Here is a 16,093-nt window from a genome sequence, read left to right as displayed (position 1 = left end):
CGCCGACCTGACCATCAACAGCAGGAGGAACCATGTCCCAGCCGACCAACGGCTCCTGGAGCGAGGGCCAGCAGGAAGGCTCCGGCCACTCCGGCGGCAGCCTCGGCCAGCACTTCGACTCCGCATCCGAGGCCTCCGACCAGACGCAGGTGTCGCCGGCGTGGGGCCAGCCGGGCGGCCAGGAGGCGGCCAGCTCGCCCGGTGCGTATGACCAGGGTTCGTCCGAGCAGGGCTCGTATGACGGGGGTTCGCAGGGTTCGTTCGACCAGGCGTCGCAGGGTTCGCAGGGTTCGCAGGGTTCGCTCGGCCAGCAGGGCGACTGGGGTTCGCCGGCAACCCAGAGCTCCTACGACCAGGGTTCGCAGGGTTCGCTCGGCCAGCAGGGCGAGCAGGCGGCGGCATACGGGTCGCGAAACTCGCAGGGCGGTTTCGGCTCGCAGGGTGAGCAGACGGCATACGGCACGCAAGGCTCGACCGGTGGCTACGGCGCGCAGGGCTCGACGGGTGGCTACGGCTCCCAAGGCTACGAGCAGGGGTCCTTCGATCAGGGCCAGCAGTCGGCCTATGGCGGCGGCTATGGCCAGCAGGCCGGCGGCTACCAGCAGGGTGGTTACCAGCAGGGTGGTTTCGACCAGGGGCAGCAGTTCGGTGGGCAGCAGCAGGTCGCGAAGGGTCCGAAGAAGCCGGGCATCGGCGACATGTTCAGCGACCTGAAGTTTGAGAAGTCGCTGACCGGTGCGCTGGCGTCGATCGCGTTCACGCTGACGCTGGTGTGGGCGGTGCTGCGGCTGGTGAGCAATATGGTCTACAACTTCAGCAGCGACTTCATCGGCACCGGCACCGCGCTGATGAACTTCCTGACTGACCTGGCGTTCGTCGGGTTCGTCGTGGTGTCTGTGCGGATCGTGCTCGAACTGTGCGTCAACGTCGCCAAGATCGCGGGGCGCGACTGACGTCGTCTCATCGTCGAAGGCCCGGATTTCCGACCCGGGCCTTCTGCTTGGTTGGATGCTGCGGTGCAGGACCTGCTGGCCTTCGACCGCGACCACGTGTGGCATCCCTATGCCTCGGCGCTGAATCCTGCGCCGACCCTGCTGGTCGAGTCCGCGTCGGGTGTGCGGTTGCGGGTGCGTATGCCGGACGGCTCGGCTCGCGAGGTCATCGACGGGATGTCGTCGTGGTGGTGTGCGATCCACGGGTATGCCGTGCCCGAGCTCGACGCCGCAGCTCACGCGCAGCTGGCGCGGATGTCGCATGTGATGTTCGGCGGGCTGACGCATGAGCCGGCAATCACGTTGGCGGACAAGCTGATTGACCTCGCGCCGGGCTCGTCGCTGCAGCATGTCTTCTTCGCCGACTCGGGGTCGGTGTCGGTCGAAGTTGCGTTGAAGATGGCGTGGCAGGTGTTCGCCGCGGCGGGGCGTCCGCGCTCGAAGGTGTTCACCGTGCGCGGCGGCTATCACGGCGACACGCTGGCGCCGATGAGCGTGTGCGATCCGGTGAACGGGATGCACACGTTGTTTCGCGGGGTGTTGCCGCAGCAGGTGTTCGCGCCCTTGCCGCCGGCGGGTCTTGGCGAGGATCTGAGTGGCGTCGTCTCCCCCGACTCTCCCGCCGCGTCCGCAGATCCGCACCACCCATCGTTCGCTGGTGCGGACGCTGGCCCCGGCCGTTCCGCCGCGTCCGCAGATCCGCACCACCCGTCGTGCGCTGGTGCGGACGCTGGCCTCGGCATACCCGCCGCGTCCGCAGATCTGCACCACCCGTCGTGCGCTGGTGCGGACGCTGGCCCCGGCCGTTCCGCCGCGTCCGCAGATCCGCACCACCCGTCGTGCGCTGGTGCGGACGCGATGGCGGCGTGGGAGCGCGAGACGCGGGCGCTCTTCGCGCAGCACGCCGACGACATCGCCGCCGTGATCGTGGAGCCGGTGCTGCAGGGCGCCGGGGGTATGCGGATCTGGCCGCCGGAGTGCGTCCGGCTGCTCGCGTCCCTGGCTCGGGAAGCAGGGGCGCTGGTGATTTTCGACGAGATCGCAACGGGCTTCGGGCGCACCGGCACGATGTGGGCCGCCGACCGTTGCGGTGTGGTGCCCGACATCATGTGCGTCGGCAAGGCACTGACCGGTGGCTACCTGACGATGGCCGCGGTGCTCTGCTCGGCCGACGTCGCCGCGGCGGTGAGCGCCGAACCGGCGGGTGCGCTGATGCATGGCCCGACCTTCATGGCCAACCCCCTGGCGTGCGCGATCGCGAACGCGAGCATCGACCTGTTGCTGTCACGCGGCTTGGAGCCGGTGCACCGGATCGGCGACCGACTCGCCGCCGGACTCGCGCCGGCTCGTGACCTGCCGCAGGTCGCCGATGTCCGCACGATCGGCGCGGTCGGCGTCGTGCAGCTCGACCGACCGGTCAATGTCGCGGCGGCTTCGGCTGCGGCCCTTGAGCGCGGGGTCTGGCTGCGCCCGTTCCGCGACCTGATCTACACGATGCCGCCGTATGTCTGCACCGACGCCGACGTCGCCGCCATCACGGGTTCCGTCCTCGCTGCCGCGGGGGCAAGCCGATGAGTGCCTTCGACGACCACCTGAAATCCGTTGCGGCGCAACGTCATTCGCGTGGGCTGACCCGACGCGACGGCATCCTTCCGCCGGGCCTGATCGACTTGTGCAGCAACGACTATCTCGGGCTGCGTCAGCACCCCGCCGTGCTCGCCGCCGCGCACGAAGCGCTCACGGCATACGGCCCCGGCGCCGGGGCATCACGGCTGGTGAGCGGCACTTGGCCGGTACACGTCGAACTCGAGCGAGCGCTCGCCCGGCATACGGGACGGGAGGCCGCGCTGGTGTGCTCGACCGGCTACCACGCGAATCTCGCCGCGATCACCGCGCTTGGCGACGGGGACACGCTCATCGTGTCCGACGCGCACAACCACGCCTCGATCGTGGACGGGTGCCGGCTGGCGCGGGGGCGCGTGCAGGTGGTGCCGCATCTCGATCTGGCCGCCGTCGAGGTCGCGCTCGCCGAACGCGCAGAGCCGCGTGCGCTGGTAATCGTCGAGTCGGTGTTTTCGGTGCTCGGAGATGCCGCCGGTCTGGCGGCCCTGTCCGATCTCGTGCTCCGGTATGACGCTCTGCTGCTCGTCGACGAAGCTCATGGGCTCGGCGTGGTCGGCCCTGGGGGCGAGGGCGGCGCCGCTGGACTGGCTGGCGACCACATCGTGCTGACCACCAGCTTGTCGAAATCCCTTGCGGCACAAGGGGGTGCGGTGATCGGCAGCGCGCTGGTGCGAGAGCACCTGGTCAACACCGCACGGCCCTACATCTTCGACACCGGGCTTGCGCCAGCCAGTGCCGCGGCCGCCGCAGCCGCTCTGGAAGCGATGGGCGCGGAGCGGCCTGCTCGGGTGCGTGCGGTGGCGCGTCGCCTGGCCGACGCGGCCGGGGTCGTCGCGCCTGCCGGTGCCGTCCTGTCGGTGCCGATGCCCGGGCCCACCGAAGCCCTAGCGGCGGTCGAGCGGGCACGGGCGGCCGGTGTCGCGATCGGCTGCTTCCGACCACCATCCACACCCGACGGCATCTCCCGGTTGCGGTTCACCGCGTCGGCAGCCTTGTCCGACAACGATATTGACCGTGCGTGTGCGGTCGTGCAGGAGGTAGTGCGATGACGTCCGTGCTGTGCATCACCGGCACCGACACCGAGATCGGCAAGACGATCACCACGGCTGCCATCGCGGCTGCGCTGCGGTCGCAGGGCCAGCGCGTATTGGTCGTCAAGCTGGCGCAGACGGGTATGGCGTCCGATGATGACGGCGATGTTGCCGTGGTGCGTCGACTCGCCGGACCGGTGGACGTCGAAGAGTTCGTGCGCCTGCCCGAGCCGCTGGCACCGGACGTGGCAGCGCGACGGGCCGGCGTCGGCATACCGACGGTCGAGGAGCACGCGGCCCGGGTCGCCGAGATCGCCCGTGCGGGTGACTACGACGTGATCCTGGCCGAGGGGTCGGGAGGCTTGCTGGTGCGGCTCGACCTCGCTGGTGGCACGCTCGCCGACTTCGCGATCACGCTGTGGGACAAGGGAGTTCGAGCGGGCTTCGTTGTCGTATGCCGTGAGGGTCTGGGCACCTTGAACCACACGGCGCTGACCTTGGAGGCGTTGGAACGGCGCAGACTCGACCTGGTCGGCGTGGTCATCGGGGCGGCGTCGGCCGAGCCGGATCTCGCGGCGCAGACCAATGTCGAGCAGTTGCGCGAGCTTGCCGGCGGCCAGCTGCTCGGCGCGATCCCGGCCGGCGCCGCCGACCTCGCGCCCGACGAGTTCCAGGCGGCCGCCCCCACCTGGATCCACCTCTGATCATCGGCACCACCTACACCCGTAGTAGAGGATTTCGGCGGCAATAACGACCCCGGCCTTTCGTTGTGGCGCACCGGGTTTCGATGCGGCGCTCGTCCCTCGCGCCTTACTCAGCCACCGCCGCTTGACGAACATAGAAGCGTCGAGGGTCAGACGGGGAGGAGAGGCTGGTGGGGTGCGGGTGGCAGGGTGACCGCGATCGGCTGACCCGGTCGCACGTCGCCGCCGCGCTCGACCACCGCCATCACGCCCGCCTTGCGGATCAGCTGCACCTTCGCGATCTCCGGTGACGCCGTCGAGGGTGCGGGCACGTCGGTCGGGGTGCCATCGGCGCGCGACAGCACCACCTTGAGCAGACCCGGCTGGAAGTCGTTGATCTGCCGGCACGGATTGCGCAACCCGGTGAGCCGCACCACCGCATCGCCGAGACCGAGCAGCGTCCCCGTCGGCAGACCCAGCAGGTCGATGCCTCGGGTCAGCACATTTTCCCCGAGATCGCCGGCCGCGAGTTCGTACCCCATCGCGCGCGCTTCGTCGAAGAGTTCGGCGTGGAGGAGATGCACCTGTCGCAGGTTCGGCTGATTGGGGTCGCGGCGCACCCGGGAGCGGTGCTGCACGAGCGTGCCGGCGTGGGCGTCACCGACCACGCCGAGCCGGGCGACGAGCGTGATCGAGCCGACCGGTGTCTTGGAGAACCGATGGATCCCGTCCCGACATACCGCCTCGACCACCGCCGTCACGAGCGTGCTGCTTCAATGAGCGAAATCAACGAATTCCGTTGCGGCACATCGCCTTCAGTCTCGCGAAGCCACTGCCCGTATGCCGGGGCCAGCGTGCGCCAGTCTTCGTCGGTCATCGCGAACCACGCTGTGTCCCGGCTGCGGCCCTTGTAGACGACCGCGTTGCGCCAGACACCCTCGGGCCGGAACCCCAACCGGAGTGCGGCCGCCTGGGACGGCGCGTTGAGCGCATCGCATTTCCACTCATACCGCCGGTAGCCCAGATCGTCGAAGAGGTGGCGCGCCATGAGATACATCGCCTCGGTGGCGCCGCGCGTGCGGGCGAGCGACTCGCCATACATGATCGACCCGACTTCGGCGGCGCCGTCACGGGTGTTGATCCGCAGATAACACGCCATGCCCAGGGCGTCCCCGCTGCCGGCGTCGACGATCGCGAGCGGCCACGTCCCGGCGGCCTGCATCGGCCGCAGGTGGGCCGCGAACCCCGCCTCGTCGGCGAACGGACCGGCGGACATGTAGGTCCAACGCGCTTCAGTGCCCGGCCCGCAGGTGTGCGCGAACAGGCTCGGAACGTGACGGGCGTCGAGCGCTTCCAGCCGCACCGACGTCCCCTTGAGCACATCCGGGCAGGGCGAGCTGCGCTCGGTCCAGCCGGGCAACGGCGGTCCGATCGGCTGACCGTGGTCGTTGCGTCGCTCGCTCACGCCAGCGAGGTTATCCGGTCGCGGCGAACGACCAGCACGCCTTAGCGTCTCGCCCATGGGTGAGGATGCCGCGGCGCTGCTGCACGTCTACGACAGCCAGCTGCGCGAAGCCGCCGAGGTGAGCCACTGCTCGAGCGTTGAACGGCGTGGGCCGCTGTGGTGGGGGGTCAGCGCTGACGGCGGTTTCGTCACCAGCGGGCGATTGTCGGTCGCCGAGGCGGAACTGGAGCGACTCGTCGATGCCACGATCGCCCACTTCCGCGACGACACGCGGGTGGCCGAGTTCGAGTGGAAGACCCGTGGCCACGATCCCGCCGACGTGCGGCCACTACTCACCGCGCGCGGCTTCGCGGCCGAGGAGGTCGAGACGGTGATGATGGGTTCGGTCGAGCACCTCACCGCCGACGTCGGACTGCCGGACGGCGTGGTCGTGCGGCAGGCCGGGGTTGGCGGCGACCTGGGGTATGACGTCCGCCGAGCCGCCGGGATGCAGGTCGCCGTCTTCGGCGGCGGGCCGGACTGGCGGTCCACGCTCGATCACCTGCGCAAGGGTGCGGGCCGCGTCGAGTTGTGGCTCGCCGAGGCGGGTGACCAGGTCGTCAGCGCCGGCCGGATCGATTTCGTGGAGGGCACCGAATGCGCCGGGCTCTGGGGTGGCGCGACGCTGGCCGACTGGCGCGGCCGCGGCATCTACCGCGCCCTCACCGCGGCTCGCGCCCGGTCGGCTGCGAGCCGCGGCGTGCGCTACGTGCAGAGCGATTGCACCGCGATGTCCCGGCCCATCCTGGAGCGCAGCGGGCTGGTCAAGGTGACCACGACCACGCCATACATCTGGCGCCGCGACGGATAACTGGGGCGCCGCGTCATGACTGGCACGGCATACCGTGCCAGTCGTGAACTGCGGGGCCAGATGTCACGGCCGCACTGTCACTCGGCCCCGCAACCCGGACTCCCCCAGAGCTGCGAACGCCGCGGGAGCATCGTCGAGCGAGAACTCGGCCGCATGTCGTGCCGCCAACCGCCCGCTCGCGGCCAGCTCGATGACCTGTGCGAGATGAATCCCATTGTCCTGCACCGTAATTGCTGCAGTATCGATGCCACGCACACTCTCCGGTACGGCTGCCGGCAGCACCCCGACATACCGGCCGCCGTCCCGCACCGCCGCCAGAGCGGTCGTGGCGAGCACCGCGGTGTCGAGCACCGCGTCAACCGGCGCGTCCGGCAACGCCGTCACCAGCGCCGCGCCGGCGCTCTCCACAAACTCCCGGTCCGACGCCCGCGCCAGGCCGAGCACCTGCCAGCCGCGGTCGGCCGCGAGCGTCGCCGCGAAACCGCCGACAGCCCCCGCCGCCCCCGTGATCAGCAACTCACCGGCCGGCTCACCGAGCAGATCCAGAGCCTGTATGGCGGTCAGCCCGTTGAGCGGGAAGGTCGCCGCATCCTGCGTGGACAGGGCGTCGGGCAGGGGCGCGACGGCATCCGTGGGCACGACGACGAACCCGGCGAGCGCGCCGAGGGGCTTGTCGACGCCGTTGGAGAACGCGGCGACGCGATCGCCGGGACGCACCGTGTCGACACCCGGACCCACCGCGTCGACGACACCGGAGGCATCCCAGCCGAGGCCGATGTGGTCGGGCTGATCGATCCAGCCCAGTTCGCTGAACACTCCGGCGACGACCCCGCCGTCGACCGGGTTGATGCTCGCCACCTCGACGCGCACCCGCACCTGGCCGGCGCCCGGCTCGGGCCGATCGACGTCGATGATCTCGATGCTTCCCGGCGAAGTTGTGACAACAGCTCGCATGACTGACCTTTCGTGAGAACACGGCTGGCGCGGTCGCGCCGCCGCGTCTATCGTTGAGGGCATTAGTCACTGTTGGTAAGTAGGCACCTGACAGTGCCTAACAACCCCGGAGGGAAGCATGGCGACGAAGACGGCCGCGGCGCGGCGCGCGAAGGCGCGCCAGGAGTTCAACTCGTACTTCGCCGACTGCCCGAGCCGCAAGCTGCTCGATCGGATCAGCGACAAGTGGGTCGCCTTGATCCTGAGTTCACTCGGCGAGGCCGACGGGCCGATGCGGTTTTCGCAGTTACATCGGCACATCGCCGGTGTCTCGCAAAAGATGCTCACCCAGACGCTGCGCAACCTCGAAGGCGACGGCCTGGTCACCCGCACCGTGACACCGACCGTGCCGGTCACCGTCCACTACGCGCTCACCCCGCTCGGCGAGTCGCTGCTCGAGGTCATCAAGCCGCTCAAGGCGTGGGCCGACACCCACATCGAGCAGATCGAGGCGGCGCGCGCGGCGAGCTGAGCCGCGCCTTACCGTGGCCCGGTGACCTACCGCGTGTGCTTCCTGTGCTCGGGCAACATCTGCCGATCGCCGATGGGCGAGATCATCCTGCGCTCGATGCTGGCCGACGCCGGCCTCGCCGGTCGGGTCGAGGTGGACTCGGCCGGCACCGGCGACTGGCACGTGGGCGACGGCGCCGATCCGCGCACGATCGCCGAGCTCAAAGCCGCGGGGTATGACGGGTCCGCTCACCGCGCAAGCCAGCTCGACGCGGCATACCTCACGTCACGGGACTTGATCCTCGCGGCGGACGAAGGACACCTGCGCCGATTGCGTTCTCTCGCAAGAGGATTGGCCGATCACGCGGAGTTGCGGCTGGTGCGGGAGTTCGACCCGGACGCGGTCGCGGCAGGCACGCTGGAACTCGACGATCCCTGGTATGGCGACGAGGAGGACTTCCGTCGTTGCCGAAGGGAGGTCGAGGCGGCCTGCCGCGGCCTGGTGGACCGACTGCGCTCAGTCGTCTGAGGACTGCTCGCCGGTGCCGGGCGCGCCGAGAGCGGTGGCCAGAGCCATCGCCCGCTCGGCCTCGTCACGACGTCCGAGCCGCTGCAGCGAGCGGGCCCGGAGCAGCGCGGCATACGCGTCGGTCGGGTTGTCCTGCAACAGAACTCGCGAGGTTTCCTCGGCCCGCTGCAGTTGTGCGGAGTGGAAATAGGAGCGGGCGAGCAGCAGCCGCACGTCGTCCACACCGTGCGTCGTCGAGTCCTCGTAGGCCACATCGGCCAGGATGTTCTCGCACATCGACGCGGCGGTGCGGTAGTCCTTAGCGGCGAACAGTTCGCCGGCCCGCTGGAAGCGCTCGTAGATGCCCATGAGCCTACGAACGCCCGGGGGTGGTGGCGCATTCCCGCCAGCCGACGGTCACTGCTGTGCCACGCCGAGCCACCGGAACTCCTGGGTGGTGATGTCCAGCGGCGCATCGGCCCCATCGACCAGCGTGCGCAGCGTCTGGTTGAGCTTGACCAAGTCCATCCCCTCCAGCCCCAACCGCCGGATCATGATCTCGGGGACGTGAATCGCCTTGTCCCGCAATGCTTTTCCAGCCCGCGTGAGTCGCACCGCGAGCGTGCGCTCGTCACCCTGCGAGCGCTCCTTGGTGACATAGCCGGCTGCCTCGAGCCGCTTCAACAGCGGCGACAAGGTGCCGGGGTCAAGGCGCAGCGCCTGCGCCAGCTCGCGGTTGGACCGGGGTTCGCGCTCCCAGAGCACCAACATCACCAGATACTGCGGGTGGGTCAGACCCAGGGGCTCGAGCACCTCGCGGTAGGCGCCGATCACCCCGCGCGCGGCGAGCGCCAGGCAGTAGCAGACCTGGTTTTCCAGTGCGAGTGGGTCATCGGATTCCGCCACGCACCCGATGCTAACCCAACCCTTGGTGCACCAATCATCGAGCCTGACAGGGTGAGCGCCCCGCTCACCGCGCCGGCAGTCGGACCTCGTCGCATTAGGCTCGGACCACGCCGTCCCGCACGAACCCCTCAAGGAGCCCGTATGCCGACCCGCACCTCGCCCTGGCCCGCCGGAACCCCCTGCTGGGCCGATTGCGCCGTGCAGCCTGAGCACCGCGGCATGCACCACGCGACCGACTTCTACGAGCGGCTGTTTGGGTGGCGGATCGAGGAGGGGCCGAAGGAGGCCGGTGGCTATGCCATCTGCCTGAAGGACGACGCCGCAGCCGCTGCCCTCGCCCCCGCCATGTCCGAGGAGCAACCGGCGGCGTGGACGGTCTACCTCGCCACCGACGACCTCGACGCGACCCTGCAGCGGGTGGTCGGCGCCGGCGGCCAGGTCGTGGCAGGCCCGATGGACGTGCTGACGGCCGGGCGGGCGGCATACGTCATGGACCCGGTCGGCGGGCACGTCGGCCTCTGGCAGGCCGGCGACCACATCGGCTACGGCATCACGGGCGAGCCCGACACCGTCGCCCACCACACCCTCTTGACGCTGGATGTGCCTGCGTCCCAACGGTTTTACGGTGACGTCTTCGGCTGGACGTTCACCAGCGACGACGCGTATGGCGCGACCGCGCACCTCGACGGAGCACCCATCGCGACTGTGCACCAGGCCGACCAGTTGCCCGACGATGTGCGCTCGGCCTGGCTGGTGCACTTCGGCGTCGTGAGCCGCGACGCCTCCGCCCAGATCGCCCAGGAGCTCGACGCGCAGATCCTGCTGACCTTCGACGGCCCGGCCGGTCCGGAGGCCACCATCCAGGCACCCGGCGGGGAGATCCTCAACCTGCTGCAGCTGCCCGACGCCTGACCCGCGACAATGGCGGCCATGCGCTCGCTTGCCGAAGTCAGTCCGCCCATCGCCCTCGGCGCTCTCGATGGTCGTTACCGCGGTGCCGTCGCGGACCTCGTCGACCACCTATCCGAGGCGGCGCTCAACCGCGCCCGGGTGCGCGTCGAGATCGAGTGGCTGATCCACCTGACCACGGTGGGTGCGGTCCCGGGTGTGCGCGCGCTGACCGCCGACGAGCAGGCCCAGCTGCGCGAGATCGTCGCCGAGTTTGGCGCCGACGACATCGCCGAGCTCGCGCAGATCGAGCGCGAGACGGTGCACGACGTCAAGGCCGTCGAGTACTACCTCAAGCGTCGGCTGCCCGCGATCGTCGGCACGGACGACGCGACCGGGCTGGCCGAGCTGATCCACTTCGCCTGCACGAGCGAGGACATCAACAACCTGTCCTACGCGCTGATGGTGCAGGGCGCGGTCCACGACGTATGGCGGCCGAAGGCTGCCGCTGTCACCCGCCAGATCGCTGAGCTGGCTCGTGACCTGCGTGACCAGCCGTTGCTCGCCCACACCCACGGCCAGCCGGCGACGCCGACGACGCTCGGCAAGGAGTTCGCCGTGCTCGCCCACCGGCTGTCGCGGCAGCTGCGCCGGATCGACGCCCAGGACTACCTCGGCAAGATCAACGGGGCGACCGGCACCTATGGTGCGCATGTCGAGGCCGTCCCGGAGACCGACTGGGTCGCCGTTTCCCAGTCGTTTGTGGAATCCCTTGGGCTGCAATGGAACCCGCTCACCACGCAGATCGAGAGCCACGACTGGCAGGCCGAGCTGTATGCCGATGTCGCGCGCTTCAACCGCATCCTGCACAACCTGTGCACCGACACCTGGACCTACATCTCGATGGGCTATTTCGCCCAGGTGCGCGGCCAGGGCACGGTCGGCTCGTCGACGATGCCGCACAAGGTCAACCCGATCCGCTTCGAAAACGCCGAGGCCAACCTCGAGGTGTCGTGCGCCCTGCTCGACGTGCTCGCCTCGACGCTCGTGCAGTCGCGGTTGCAGCGCGATCTCACCGACTCCTCGATGCAGCGCAATATCGGCACGGCGTTCGGCCACTCGCTGCTCGCGCTCGACAATGTCGCGCGCGGGCTCGCCGGTCTCGACCCGGTGCCGGCGGCGATGGCGGCCGACCTCGACGCCAACTGGGAAGTGCTCGGCGAGCCGATCCAGTCGGCGATGCGAGCGCTCGGAGCCCGCGGCGTGCCCGGCATGGAGCAGCCTTACGAACGCCTCAAGGAGCTGACCCGCGGGCGGCGGATTACCGGCGACGACCTGCGCGAATTCGTGCGTGGCCTCGGCCTGCCGGCCGACGTCGAGCAGCGCTTCCTCGCCCTGACCCCGCAGACCTATGTCGGTCTCGCCCCCCGGTTGGTCGACTTCCTGGACGTGCCCGCGGAGTGATCGCGGCCGGCATACCCCCTCGGGGTATGATCGACGGTATGCCGGGATACGCAGGCGACAAGGCCGACTACCTGAAGCGGTTGCGGCGCATCGAAGGTCAGGTGCGCGGCATCCAGCGAATGGTCGACGACGACACCTATTGCATCGACGTGCTGACCCAGATCAGCGCGGTCACCAAGGCGCTGCAGGCCGTGAGCCTCGGGCTGCTCGAAGACCACATCGGGCACTGCGTCGTCGACGCGGCGCGCGAGTCCGACGCCGCCGCCGAGGCGAAGGTCAGCGAGGCGTCGGCCGCGATCGCGCGGCTGGTGCGCAGCTAGAAAGGACGTTCCACATGCAGACCCAGATCATCGTGAGCGGTATGACGTGCGGCCACTGCGTCGCGTCGGTCACCGAGGAACTGCAGGAGGTGCCGGGCGTCACCGATGTCTCGGTGGACTTGGTGGCCGGCGGCGACTCGCCGGTGACGATCACCAGTGACGCACCGCTCGACGAGGCCGCCGTGCTCGCTGCCGTCGACGAGGCCGGCTACTCCGCGAAACGTCAGTAGATCCTCGCGAAACGTCAGTAAAAACGCCCGAAACGTCAGTAAATCCTCGCGAGCGTCACTCGAGATTCGGGAGTGACGGCTCGCGAGACTTGAGTGACGTTTCGCGAGACTCAAGTGACGTTTCGCGAGGCACTAGTGACGTTTCGCGAGGCACTAGTGACGTTTCGCGAGACTCAAGTGACGTTTCGCGAGACTTGAGTGACGTTTCGCGAGGCACTAGCGACGTTTCGCGAGGCTTAAGTGACGTTTCGCGGGGTCAGATGGTGACGACGCCGCTCGGCGTTTCGAAGCTCACCGACAGCACCCCCGGCGTGCCATGCGGCGCGGCGAAGGTGAACTCGATGTCCGGCTCCCATTCGTCCCGGTCCACGCCGGGCTCGCCGGTGAGTCCGAGCCACTCGCGCACCCGGTCCGGTGAGCCGGCGATCGCCATACCGCGCAATTTCGCCGTGGACTGGCCGATCTGTGAGGGATGCGGCTCGCCGTCACCCCACTCGATGAAGAACGGCACCTGCGGGTCGGCCATCAGGCCCTTGACCCCCAGCTGTCGCCAGGTGAGCTCGGTGCCGTCCGGGCGGTGCCGGTTGCCGGGCGCGGCGGGACGGCCGAGGGCACGCTCGGCACCGGCCATGTCGTCGACTTCGACGACCCAGCCGAGCCAGCCGCCACCGGCCGCAGAGCGGGCGCGCACGGCCTGGCCGAACGCTGCCTTGTCGGAGGCGGGGTGGTCCAGGACCTCCACCACTTCCACGAACCTGTGCTCCGCCAGCGGAATCACAACATTGCGGGTGCCGAAGCGCGGATGCACACCGCTGTCCCCCGGCTCGACCCCCAGCTGCTCCCCCAAGCGCTTGGCAGTGAGCTCCACGCCGTCCGATTCGGCGGCGTACACCACATGGTCAACTCGCATGACCCGATCCTGCCACCGTCGCGCCCGCCGGAGGACATCGGGGGCCATCGCTAGCGGGTTCGCTGCCGCATCGCCTCATACAGCACGACGGCCGCGGAAGTCGCGACATTGAGGGAGTTCGCCCGCCCGACCATCGGGATCCGCACCCGCGCGTCGGCCCGGGCGAGCAGCTCGTCGGTCAGCCCGTATTTCTCGGTGCCGACCGCGATCGCCACCGGTCCGGTCCAGTCGTATGACGTGTGCAGAGTGTCCGTGTCGGGGGTGGTGGCGACCACCCGGACACCGAGAGCGCGCAACCGATCGAGCGCCTCGGTCGTGCTGGCCGAAGCGACCGGCACCGAAAACACCGTGCCCTTGGAACCACGCACCACATTAGGATTGCCCCAGTCGGTGACCGGGTCGGCCGCGATGACCGCGTCGACGCCCACCGCATCGGCGGTGCGCAGCATCGCCCCGAGGTTGCCCGGCTTCTCGACCGCCTCGGTGAGCAGCACCAAAGGGTTGGCCGGCAACTGCAAGGCGTCCAGCCGGTCCTCGACTGCCGGCGCCACCGCGAGGAAGCCGTCGGCGCCCTCGCGATAGGCGACCTTCTCGAAGGCCGGCCGCGACAGCCGCACGGTCTCGACGCCACGCGACCGCACGGCCTCCACCAACTCGGCGGCGGCCGCCGATCCGTCGGTCAGCTCCGGGCAGTGGAAGAGGGTGTGCGGCCGCAGGCCTGCATCGAGCGCGAGCCGCAGCTCGTCATACCCCTCGACGAGGGTGAGCCGCTCGGCGTCGCGAATCCGCCTGCGCCGCAACGAGATCAGCTGCTTGAGCCGCGGGTTGGAGGCGGAGGTGATGAGCAGGTCGGTCACACCAACCCCTCGAGCACGAGCGCGAGGCCGTCCTCCTCGACCGGCGCCGTGACTTCGTCGGCGACGGCCTTGACCTCCTCGGGCGCCTGACCCATCGCGACGCCTCGACCGGCCCACTGCAGCATCTGCACGTCATTGCGATGGTCGCCGACGGCCACGACATTCTCGATCGGCACCCCGAGCCGAGCGCGGATCTGCTCCAGCGCGGAGGCCTTGGAGATGCCATCGGGGTTGATGTCCATCCAGGCGGTGAAGCCCACCGCATAGTTCATGCCGTGCAGGCCGAGCCCTTCGGCGAGTTCGACGAAATCGTCGGCCGTGCCGGTCGGCGACCGGAAGGTCAGCCGGGTCGTCGGTTCCGTGCCGAGCTCTTCCCAGGACACCACCTCGGTCGGCCCGGGCAGTTCACCCTCGGGGAAGGGCGCGCTGATCTTGTAATGCGAGCCGAGCACCTCGACCGCCACGAGCCCGTCGTCCCACGCATTGCGCAACCGAGCCAGCACCGGTCGGGGGTCGAAGGTCACCACGTCCTCGATCCGATAGCCCTGGGGCACAGTCGGATCCAGTGCCAGGGTCACTGCGCCGTTGGAGCACACGGCATACCCGTCGGTGAGACCGAGCTCGGCACACACCGGCAGCGTGCCCAGCACCGAACGTCCCGTGGCGATGACGATCTGGTGACCGGCGTCCCGAGCCGCCTGGACGGCCGCGCGCACCCGGTCGGACAGGTGGCCGTCGTGGTGGATGGTCGTGCCGTCGATGTCGAGGGCGACCAGCAGTTTCGTCACGCGGCCACACTAGGCCAGCGGTCCGCCCCGTCCGCGCAGGGCAGACGGGGCGGATGAGGCGTGTGCTGCTTCAGCGGGCTTTGACGGCCCCGGCGATGCCGGCGGCGGCGATCGCCAGGCCGAGGAGCAGCACCGCCCACAGGCCCCAGCCGGCGCCCATCGACAGCGAGGCGCCGGGCGGCATGTCCCCGCCCATCTGGTCCTTCAGCTGACCGGCCTTGTCCCGCACGTCGGCCCAATCGACGATGCCGATGACGAAGATGAAGATCCCCATCACCGCGGCGAGGATCGCCATCGGCCGGGGCAGCTTGCCCAGCCCGCGCAGCACCCCGGCGACGAGGGCGATCAGCGCCAGGATCGCCACGAGGATGCCGTCGTGCGCGGGCTTCGACCCGTCGTCCGGTGAGGAGCTGGACTCGCCCTGGGGTGCGTTCGTGGACTCGCTGCCCCAACCGTTGACCGAGGCGGAATAGCTGCCGATGCCCGGCGCCGATGCATCCACTTTGGCCCACGTGCCGAAGGTCGCGCCGATTGCCAGCAGCGACAGCAGGGCGAGGATCCAGCCGATCATCTTGGCGCCACTGCTGAGCGGCGGACGGGTGGATCCGCTTGTGCCATAAGGCTGTCCGGCATAACCCGGCTGTCCGCCATAACCCGGTTGGCCCTGGCCGTATGCCGGGGCGCCCTGCCCGTAGGACTGGTGCGCCGGCTGTCCGTAACCGCCGCTGGACTGACCGTAGGGCTGACCACCTTGCCCGTAGCCGGGCTGCTGCGGCTGACCACCCTGGGCGTAACCGGGCTGACCGTAGGTCTGACCGCCCTGGCCATAGCCGGATTGCTGCGGCTGGCCGTAACCCTGAGGGCCGCTGTGGCCGTATGCCGACTGCTGCCCAGCGCCAGGCCCAGGCTGGGCGGGGCCAACCGTGACCGGGGTAGGCGGGGCGCCCAGGCTGACCCGCAGAGCCCGGCTGCCCGCCATACGGCTGGCCACCGTGGCCGGGCTGTGCGCCAGACGATGGGCCGCCGTGGCCGGGCTGGTCACCCGGCGCACCGCCATACGGCTGATTCGGACCGGACGGTCCGCCCGGGCGGCCCTGATAGGGCTGGGTCTGCTGCCCGCGATCGTCCTGACCCG

20 protein-coding genes are annotated in these 16,093 nt (G+C 69.6%); 11 read left to right on the top strand and 9 right to left on the bottom strand.

The genetic code is table 11. The features are described 5' to 3' along the window. The first annotated feature begins 32 nt into the window (after nt 1–32). From G9U51_RS15895 to bioD, 4 genes are all read left to right on the top strand, one after another. Nucleotides 33–953, top strand: coding sequence for a DUF4282 domain-containing protein (locus tag G9U51_RS15895; protein ID WP_166198346.1), 921 nt, complete (start codon nt 33–35; stop codon nt 951–953). Between the two features lie 63 nt (nt 954–1,016). Further along, nucleotides 1,017–2,567, top strand: coding sequence for an aspartate aminotransferase family protein (locus tag G9U51_RS15890; RefSeq protein WP_166198344.1), 1,551 nt, complete (start codon nt 1,017–1,019; stop codon nt 2,565–2,567). After that, nucleotides 2,564–3,664: an aminotransferase class I/II-fold pyridoxal phosphate-dependent enzyme gene (locus G9U51_RS15885; protein ID WP_166198342.1), complete on the top strand. Its 1,101-nt coding sequence runs from the start codon at nt 2,564–2,566 to the stop codon at nt 3,662–3,664. The genes G9U51_RS15890 and G9U51_RS15885 overlap by 4 nt, the downstream gene beginning before the upstream one ends. Continuing rightward, complete coding sequence (gene bioD, locus G9U51_RS15880) at nt 3,661–4,350, top strand: dethiobiotin synthase (RefSeq protein ID WP_166198340.1); 690 nt, start codon at nt 3,661–3,663, stop codon at nt 4,348–4,350. Before G9U51_RS15885 ends, bioD begins: the two co-directional genes overlap by 4 nt. Before the next feature lie 149 nt (nt 4,351–4,499). On the opposite strand, the gene G9U51_RS15875 is transcribed toward bioD, so the two are convergent. Further along, nucleotides 4,500–5,090 carry an MOSC domain-containing protein gene (locus G9U51_RS15875; RefSeq protein ID WP_166198338.1) on the bottom strand — a complete coding sequence of 197 codons (591 nt, stop codon included), beginning with the start codon at nt 5,088–5,090 and terminating at the stop codon, nt 4,500–4,502. Then, the gene (locus tag G9U51_RS15870; RefSeq protein ID WP_166198336.1) at nt 5,087–5,794 is read right to left on the bottom strand and encodes a GNAT family N-acetyltransferase; all 708 of its coding nucleotides are present in this window, start codon (nt 5,792–5,794) and stop codon (nt 5,087–5,089) included. Before G9U51_RS15870 ends, G9U51_RS15875 begins: the two co-directional genes overlap by 4 nt. A 55-nt stretch (nt 5,795–5,849) precedes the next feature. On the opposite strand from G9U51_RS15870, the gene G9U51_RS15865 reads away from it, so the two are divergent. Continuing rightward, complete coding sequence (locus G9U51_RS15865; protein ID WP_166198334.1) at nt 5,850–6,644, top strand: GNAT family N-acetyltransferase; 795 nt, start codon at nt 5,850–5,852, stop codon at nt 6,642–6,644. 63 nt (nt 6,645–6,707) lie between these two features. Here G9U51_RS15865 and G9U51_RS15860 read toward each other — a convergent pair whose 3' ends face one another. Further along, nucleotides 6,708–7,598, bottom strand: a complete 891-nt coding sequence (locus G9U51_RS15860) for an NADP-dependent oxidoreductase (RefSeq protein WP_166198332.1) — start codon at nt 7,596–7,598, stop codon at nt 6,708–6,710. Between the two features lie 118 nt (nt 7,599–7,716). On the opposite strand from G9U51_RS15860, the gene G9U51_RS15855 reads away from it, so the two are divergent. Further along, nucleotides 7,717–8,109: a winged helix-turn-helix transcriptional regulator gene (locus tag G9U51_RS15855; protein WP_166198330.1), complete on the top strand. Its 393-nt coding sequence runs from the start codon at nt 7,717–7,719 to the stop codon at nt 8,107–8,109. Between the two features lie 21 nt (nt 8,110–8,130). Further along, nucleotides 8,131–8,616 (top strand): low molecular weight protein-tyrosine-phosphatase, encoded by a 486-nt coding sequence (locus G9U51_RS15850; RefSeq protein WP_166198328.1) that lies wholly within the window; start codon nt 8,131–8,133, stop codon nt 8,614–8,616. Here G9U51_RS15850 and G9U51_RS15845 read toward each other — a convergent pair. Then, nucleotides 8,605–8,964, bottom strand: coding sequence for a tetratricopeptide repeat protein (locus tag G9U51_RS15845; protein ID WP_166198326.1), 360 nt, complete (start codon nt 8,962–8,964; stop codon nt 8,605–8,607). The genes G9U51_RS15850 and G9U51_RS15845 overlap by 12 nt on opposite strands. 48 nt (nt 8,965–9,012) lie before the next feature. Next, nucleotides 9,013–9,501, bottom strand: coding sequence for a MarR family winged helix-turn-helix transcriptional regulator (locus G9U51_RS15840; protein WP_328823514.1), 489 nt, complete (start codon nt 9,499–9,501; stop codon nt 9,013–9,015). Between the two features lie 141 nt (nt 9,502–9,642). Here G9U51_RS15840 and G9U51_RS15835 point away from each other — a divergent pair, with 141 nt between their 5' ends. Genes G9U51_RS15835 through G9U51_RS15820 form a run of 4 tightly spaced genes read left to right on the top strand, consistent with a single transcriptional unit; the run spans nt 9,643 to nt 12,403 of the window. Then, nucleotides 9,643–10,413 carry a VOC family protein gene (locus G9U51_RS15835; RefSeq protein ID WP_166198324.1) on the top strand — a complete coding sequence of 257 codons (771 nt, stop codon included), beginning with the start codon at nt 9,643–9,645 and terminating at the stop codon, nt 10,411–10,413. Nucleotides 10,414–10,431: 18 nt separating this feature from the next. Further along, nucleotides 10,432–11,853 carry an adenylosuccinate lyase gene (gene purB / locus G9U51_RS15830; RefSeq protein WP_166198321.1) on the top strand — a complete coding sequence of 474 codons (1,422 nt, stop codon included), beginning with the start codon at nt 10,432–10,434 and terminating at the stop codon, nt 11,851–11,853. Nucleotides 11,854–11,891: 38 nt separating this feature from the next. After that, entirely contained in the window at nt 11,892–12,173 is a 282-nt protein-coding gene (locus G9U51_RS15825; protein ID WP_166198319.1) for a metal-sensitive transcriptional regulator, read from the top strand. 14 nt (nt 12,174–12,187) lie between these two features. Continuing rightward, nucleotides 12,188–12,403 carry a heavy-metal-associated domain-containing protein gene (locus G9U51_RS15820; RefSeq protein ID WP_166198317.1) on the top strand — a complete coding sequence of 72 codons (216 nt, stop codon included), beginning with the start codon at nt 12,188–12,190 and terminating at the stop codon, nt 12,401–12,403. A 256-nt stretch (nt 12,404–12,659) separates the two neighbouring features. Here G9U51_RS15820 and G9U51_RS15815 read toward each other — a convergent pair whose 3' ends face one another. The 4 genes from G9U51_RS15815 to G9U51_RS17935 form a co-directional block, all read right to left on the bottom strand. Beyond that, complete coding sequence (locus G9U51_RS15815) at nt 12,660–13,313, bottom strand: VOC family protein (RefSeq protein WP_166198315.1); 654 nt, start codon at nt 13,311–13,313, stop codon at nt 12,660–12,662. Nucleotides 13,314–13,363: 50 nt separating this feature from the next. Beyond that, on the bottom strand, nt 13,364–14,170 hold the full coding sequence (locus G9U51_RS15810) for a TrmH family RNA methyltransferase (protein ID WP_166198311.1): 807 nt from the start codon (nt 14,168–14,170) through the stop codon (nt 13,364–13,366). Continuing rightward, the gene (locus G9U51_RS15805) at nt 14,167–14,958 is read right to left on the bottom strand and encodes an HAD family hydrolase (RefSeq protein ID WP_328823513.1); all 792 of its coding nucleotides are present in this window, start codon (nt 14,956–14,958) and stop codon (nt 14,167–14,169) included. Before G9U51_RS15805 ends, G9U51_RS15810 begins: the two co-directional genes overlap by 4 nt. Nucleotides 14,959–15,028: 70 nt before the next feature. Beyond that, entirely contained in the window at nt 15,029–16,015 is a 987-nt protein-coding gene (locus G9U51_RS17935; protein ID WP_166198309.1) for a hypothetical protein, read from the bottom strand. Nucleotides 16,016–16,093: the final 78 nt, after the last annotated feature.

The sequence above is a fragment of the Metallococcus carri genome, assembly GCF_011440275.1.
GTDB classification, from domain to species: Bacteria; Actinomycetota; Actinomycetes; order Actinomycetales; family Dermatophilaceae; genus Metallococcus; species Metallococcus carri.
Note: the sequence above shows the minus strand (reverse complement) of the source record. Positions and strands in the feature narration are given on the sequence as shown.

Bases quoted from the DNA above. Each gene is read 5' to 3' on its own strand.
- G9U51_RS15825 (WP_166198319.1), top strand. From the start codon at position 11,892: ATGCCGGGATACGCAGGCGACAAGGCCGACTACCTGAAGCGGTTGCGG.
- G9U51_RS15855 (WP_166198330.1), top strand. From the start codon at position 7,717: ATGGCGACGAAGACGGCCGCGGCGCGGCGCGCGAAGGCGCGCCAGGAG.
- G9U51_RS15815 (WP_166198315.1), bottom strand. From the start codon at position 13,313: ATGCGAGTTGACCATGTGGTGTACGCCGCCGAATCGGACGGCGTGGAG.
- G9U51_RS15885 (WP_166198342.1), top strand. From the start codon at position 2,564: ATGAGTGCCTTCGACGACCACCTGAAATCCGTTGCGGCGCAACGTCAT.
- G9U51_RS15820 (WP_166198317.1), top strand. From the start codon at position 12,188: ATGCAGACCCAGATCATCGTGAGCGGTATGACGTGCGGCCACTGCGTC.
- G9U51_RS15895 (WP_166198346.1), top strand. From the start codon at position 33: ATGTCCCAGCCGACCAACGGCTCCTGGAGCGAGGGCCAGCAGGAAGGC.
- G9U51_RS15860 (WP_166198332.1), bottom strand. From the start codon at position 7,598: ATGCGAGCTGTTGTCACAACTTCGCCGGGAAGCATCGAGATCATCGAC.
- purB (WP_166198321.1), top strand. From the start codon at position 10,432: ATGCGCTCGCTTGCCGAAGTCAGTCCGCCCATCGCCCTCGGCGCTCTC.
- G9U51_RS15845 (WP_166198326.1), bottom strand. From the start codon at position 8,964: ATGGGCATCTACGAGCGCTTCCAGCGGGCCGGCGAACTGTTCGCCGCT.
- G9U51_RS15865 (WP_166198334.1), top strand. From the start codon at position 5,850: ATGGGTGAGGATGCCGCGGCGCTGCTGCACGTCTACGACAGCCAGCTG.
- G9U51_RS15835 (WP_166198324.1), top strand. From the start codon at position 9,643: ATGCCGACCCGCACCTCGCCCTGGCCCGCCGGAACCCCCTGCTGGGCC.
- bioD (WP_166198340.1), top strand. From the start codon at position 3,661: ATGACGTCCGTGCTGTGCATCACCGGCACCGACACCGAGATCGGCAAG.
- G9U51_RS17935 (WP_166198309.1), bottom strand. From the start codon at position 16,015: ATGGCGGTGCGCCGGGTGACCAGCCCGGCCACGGCGGCCCATCGTCTG.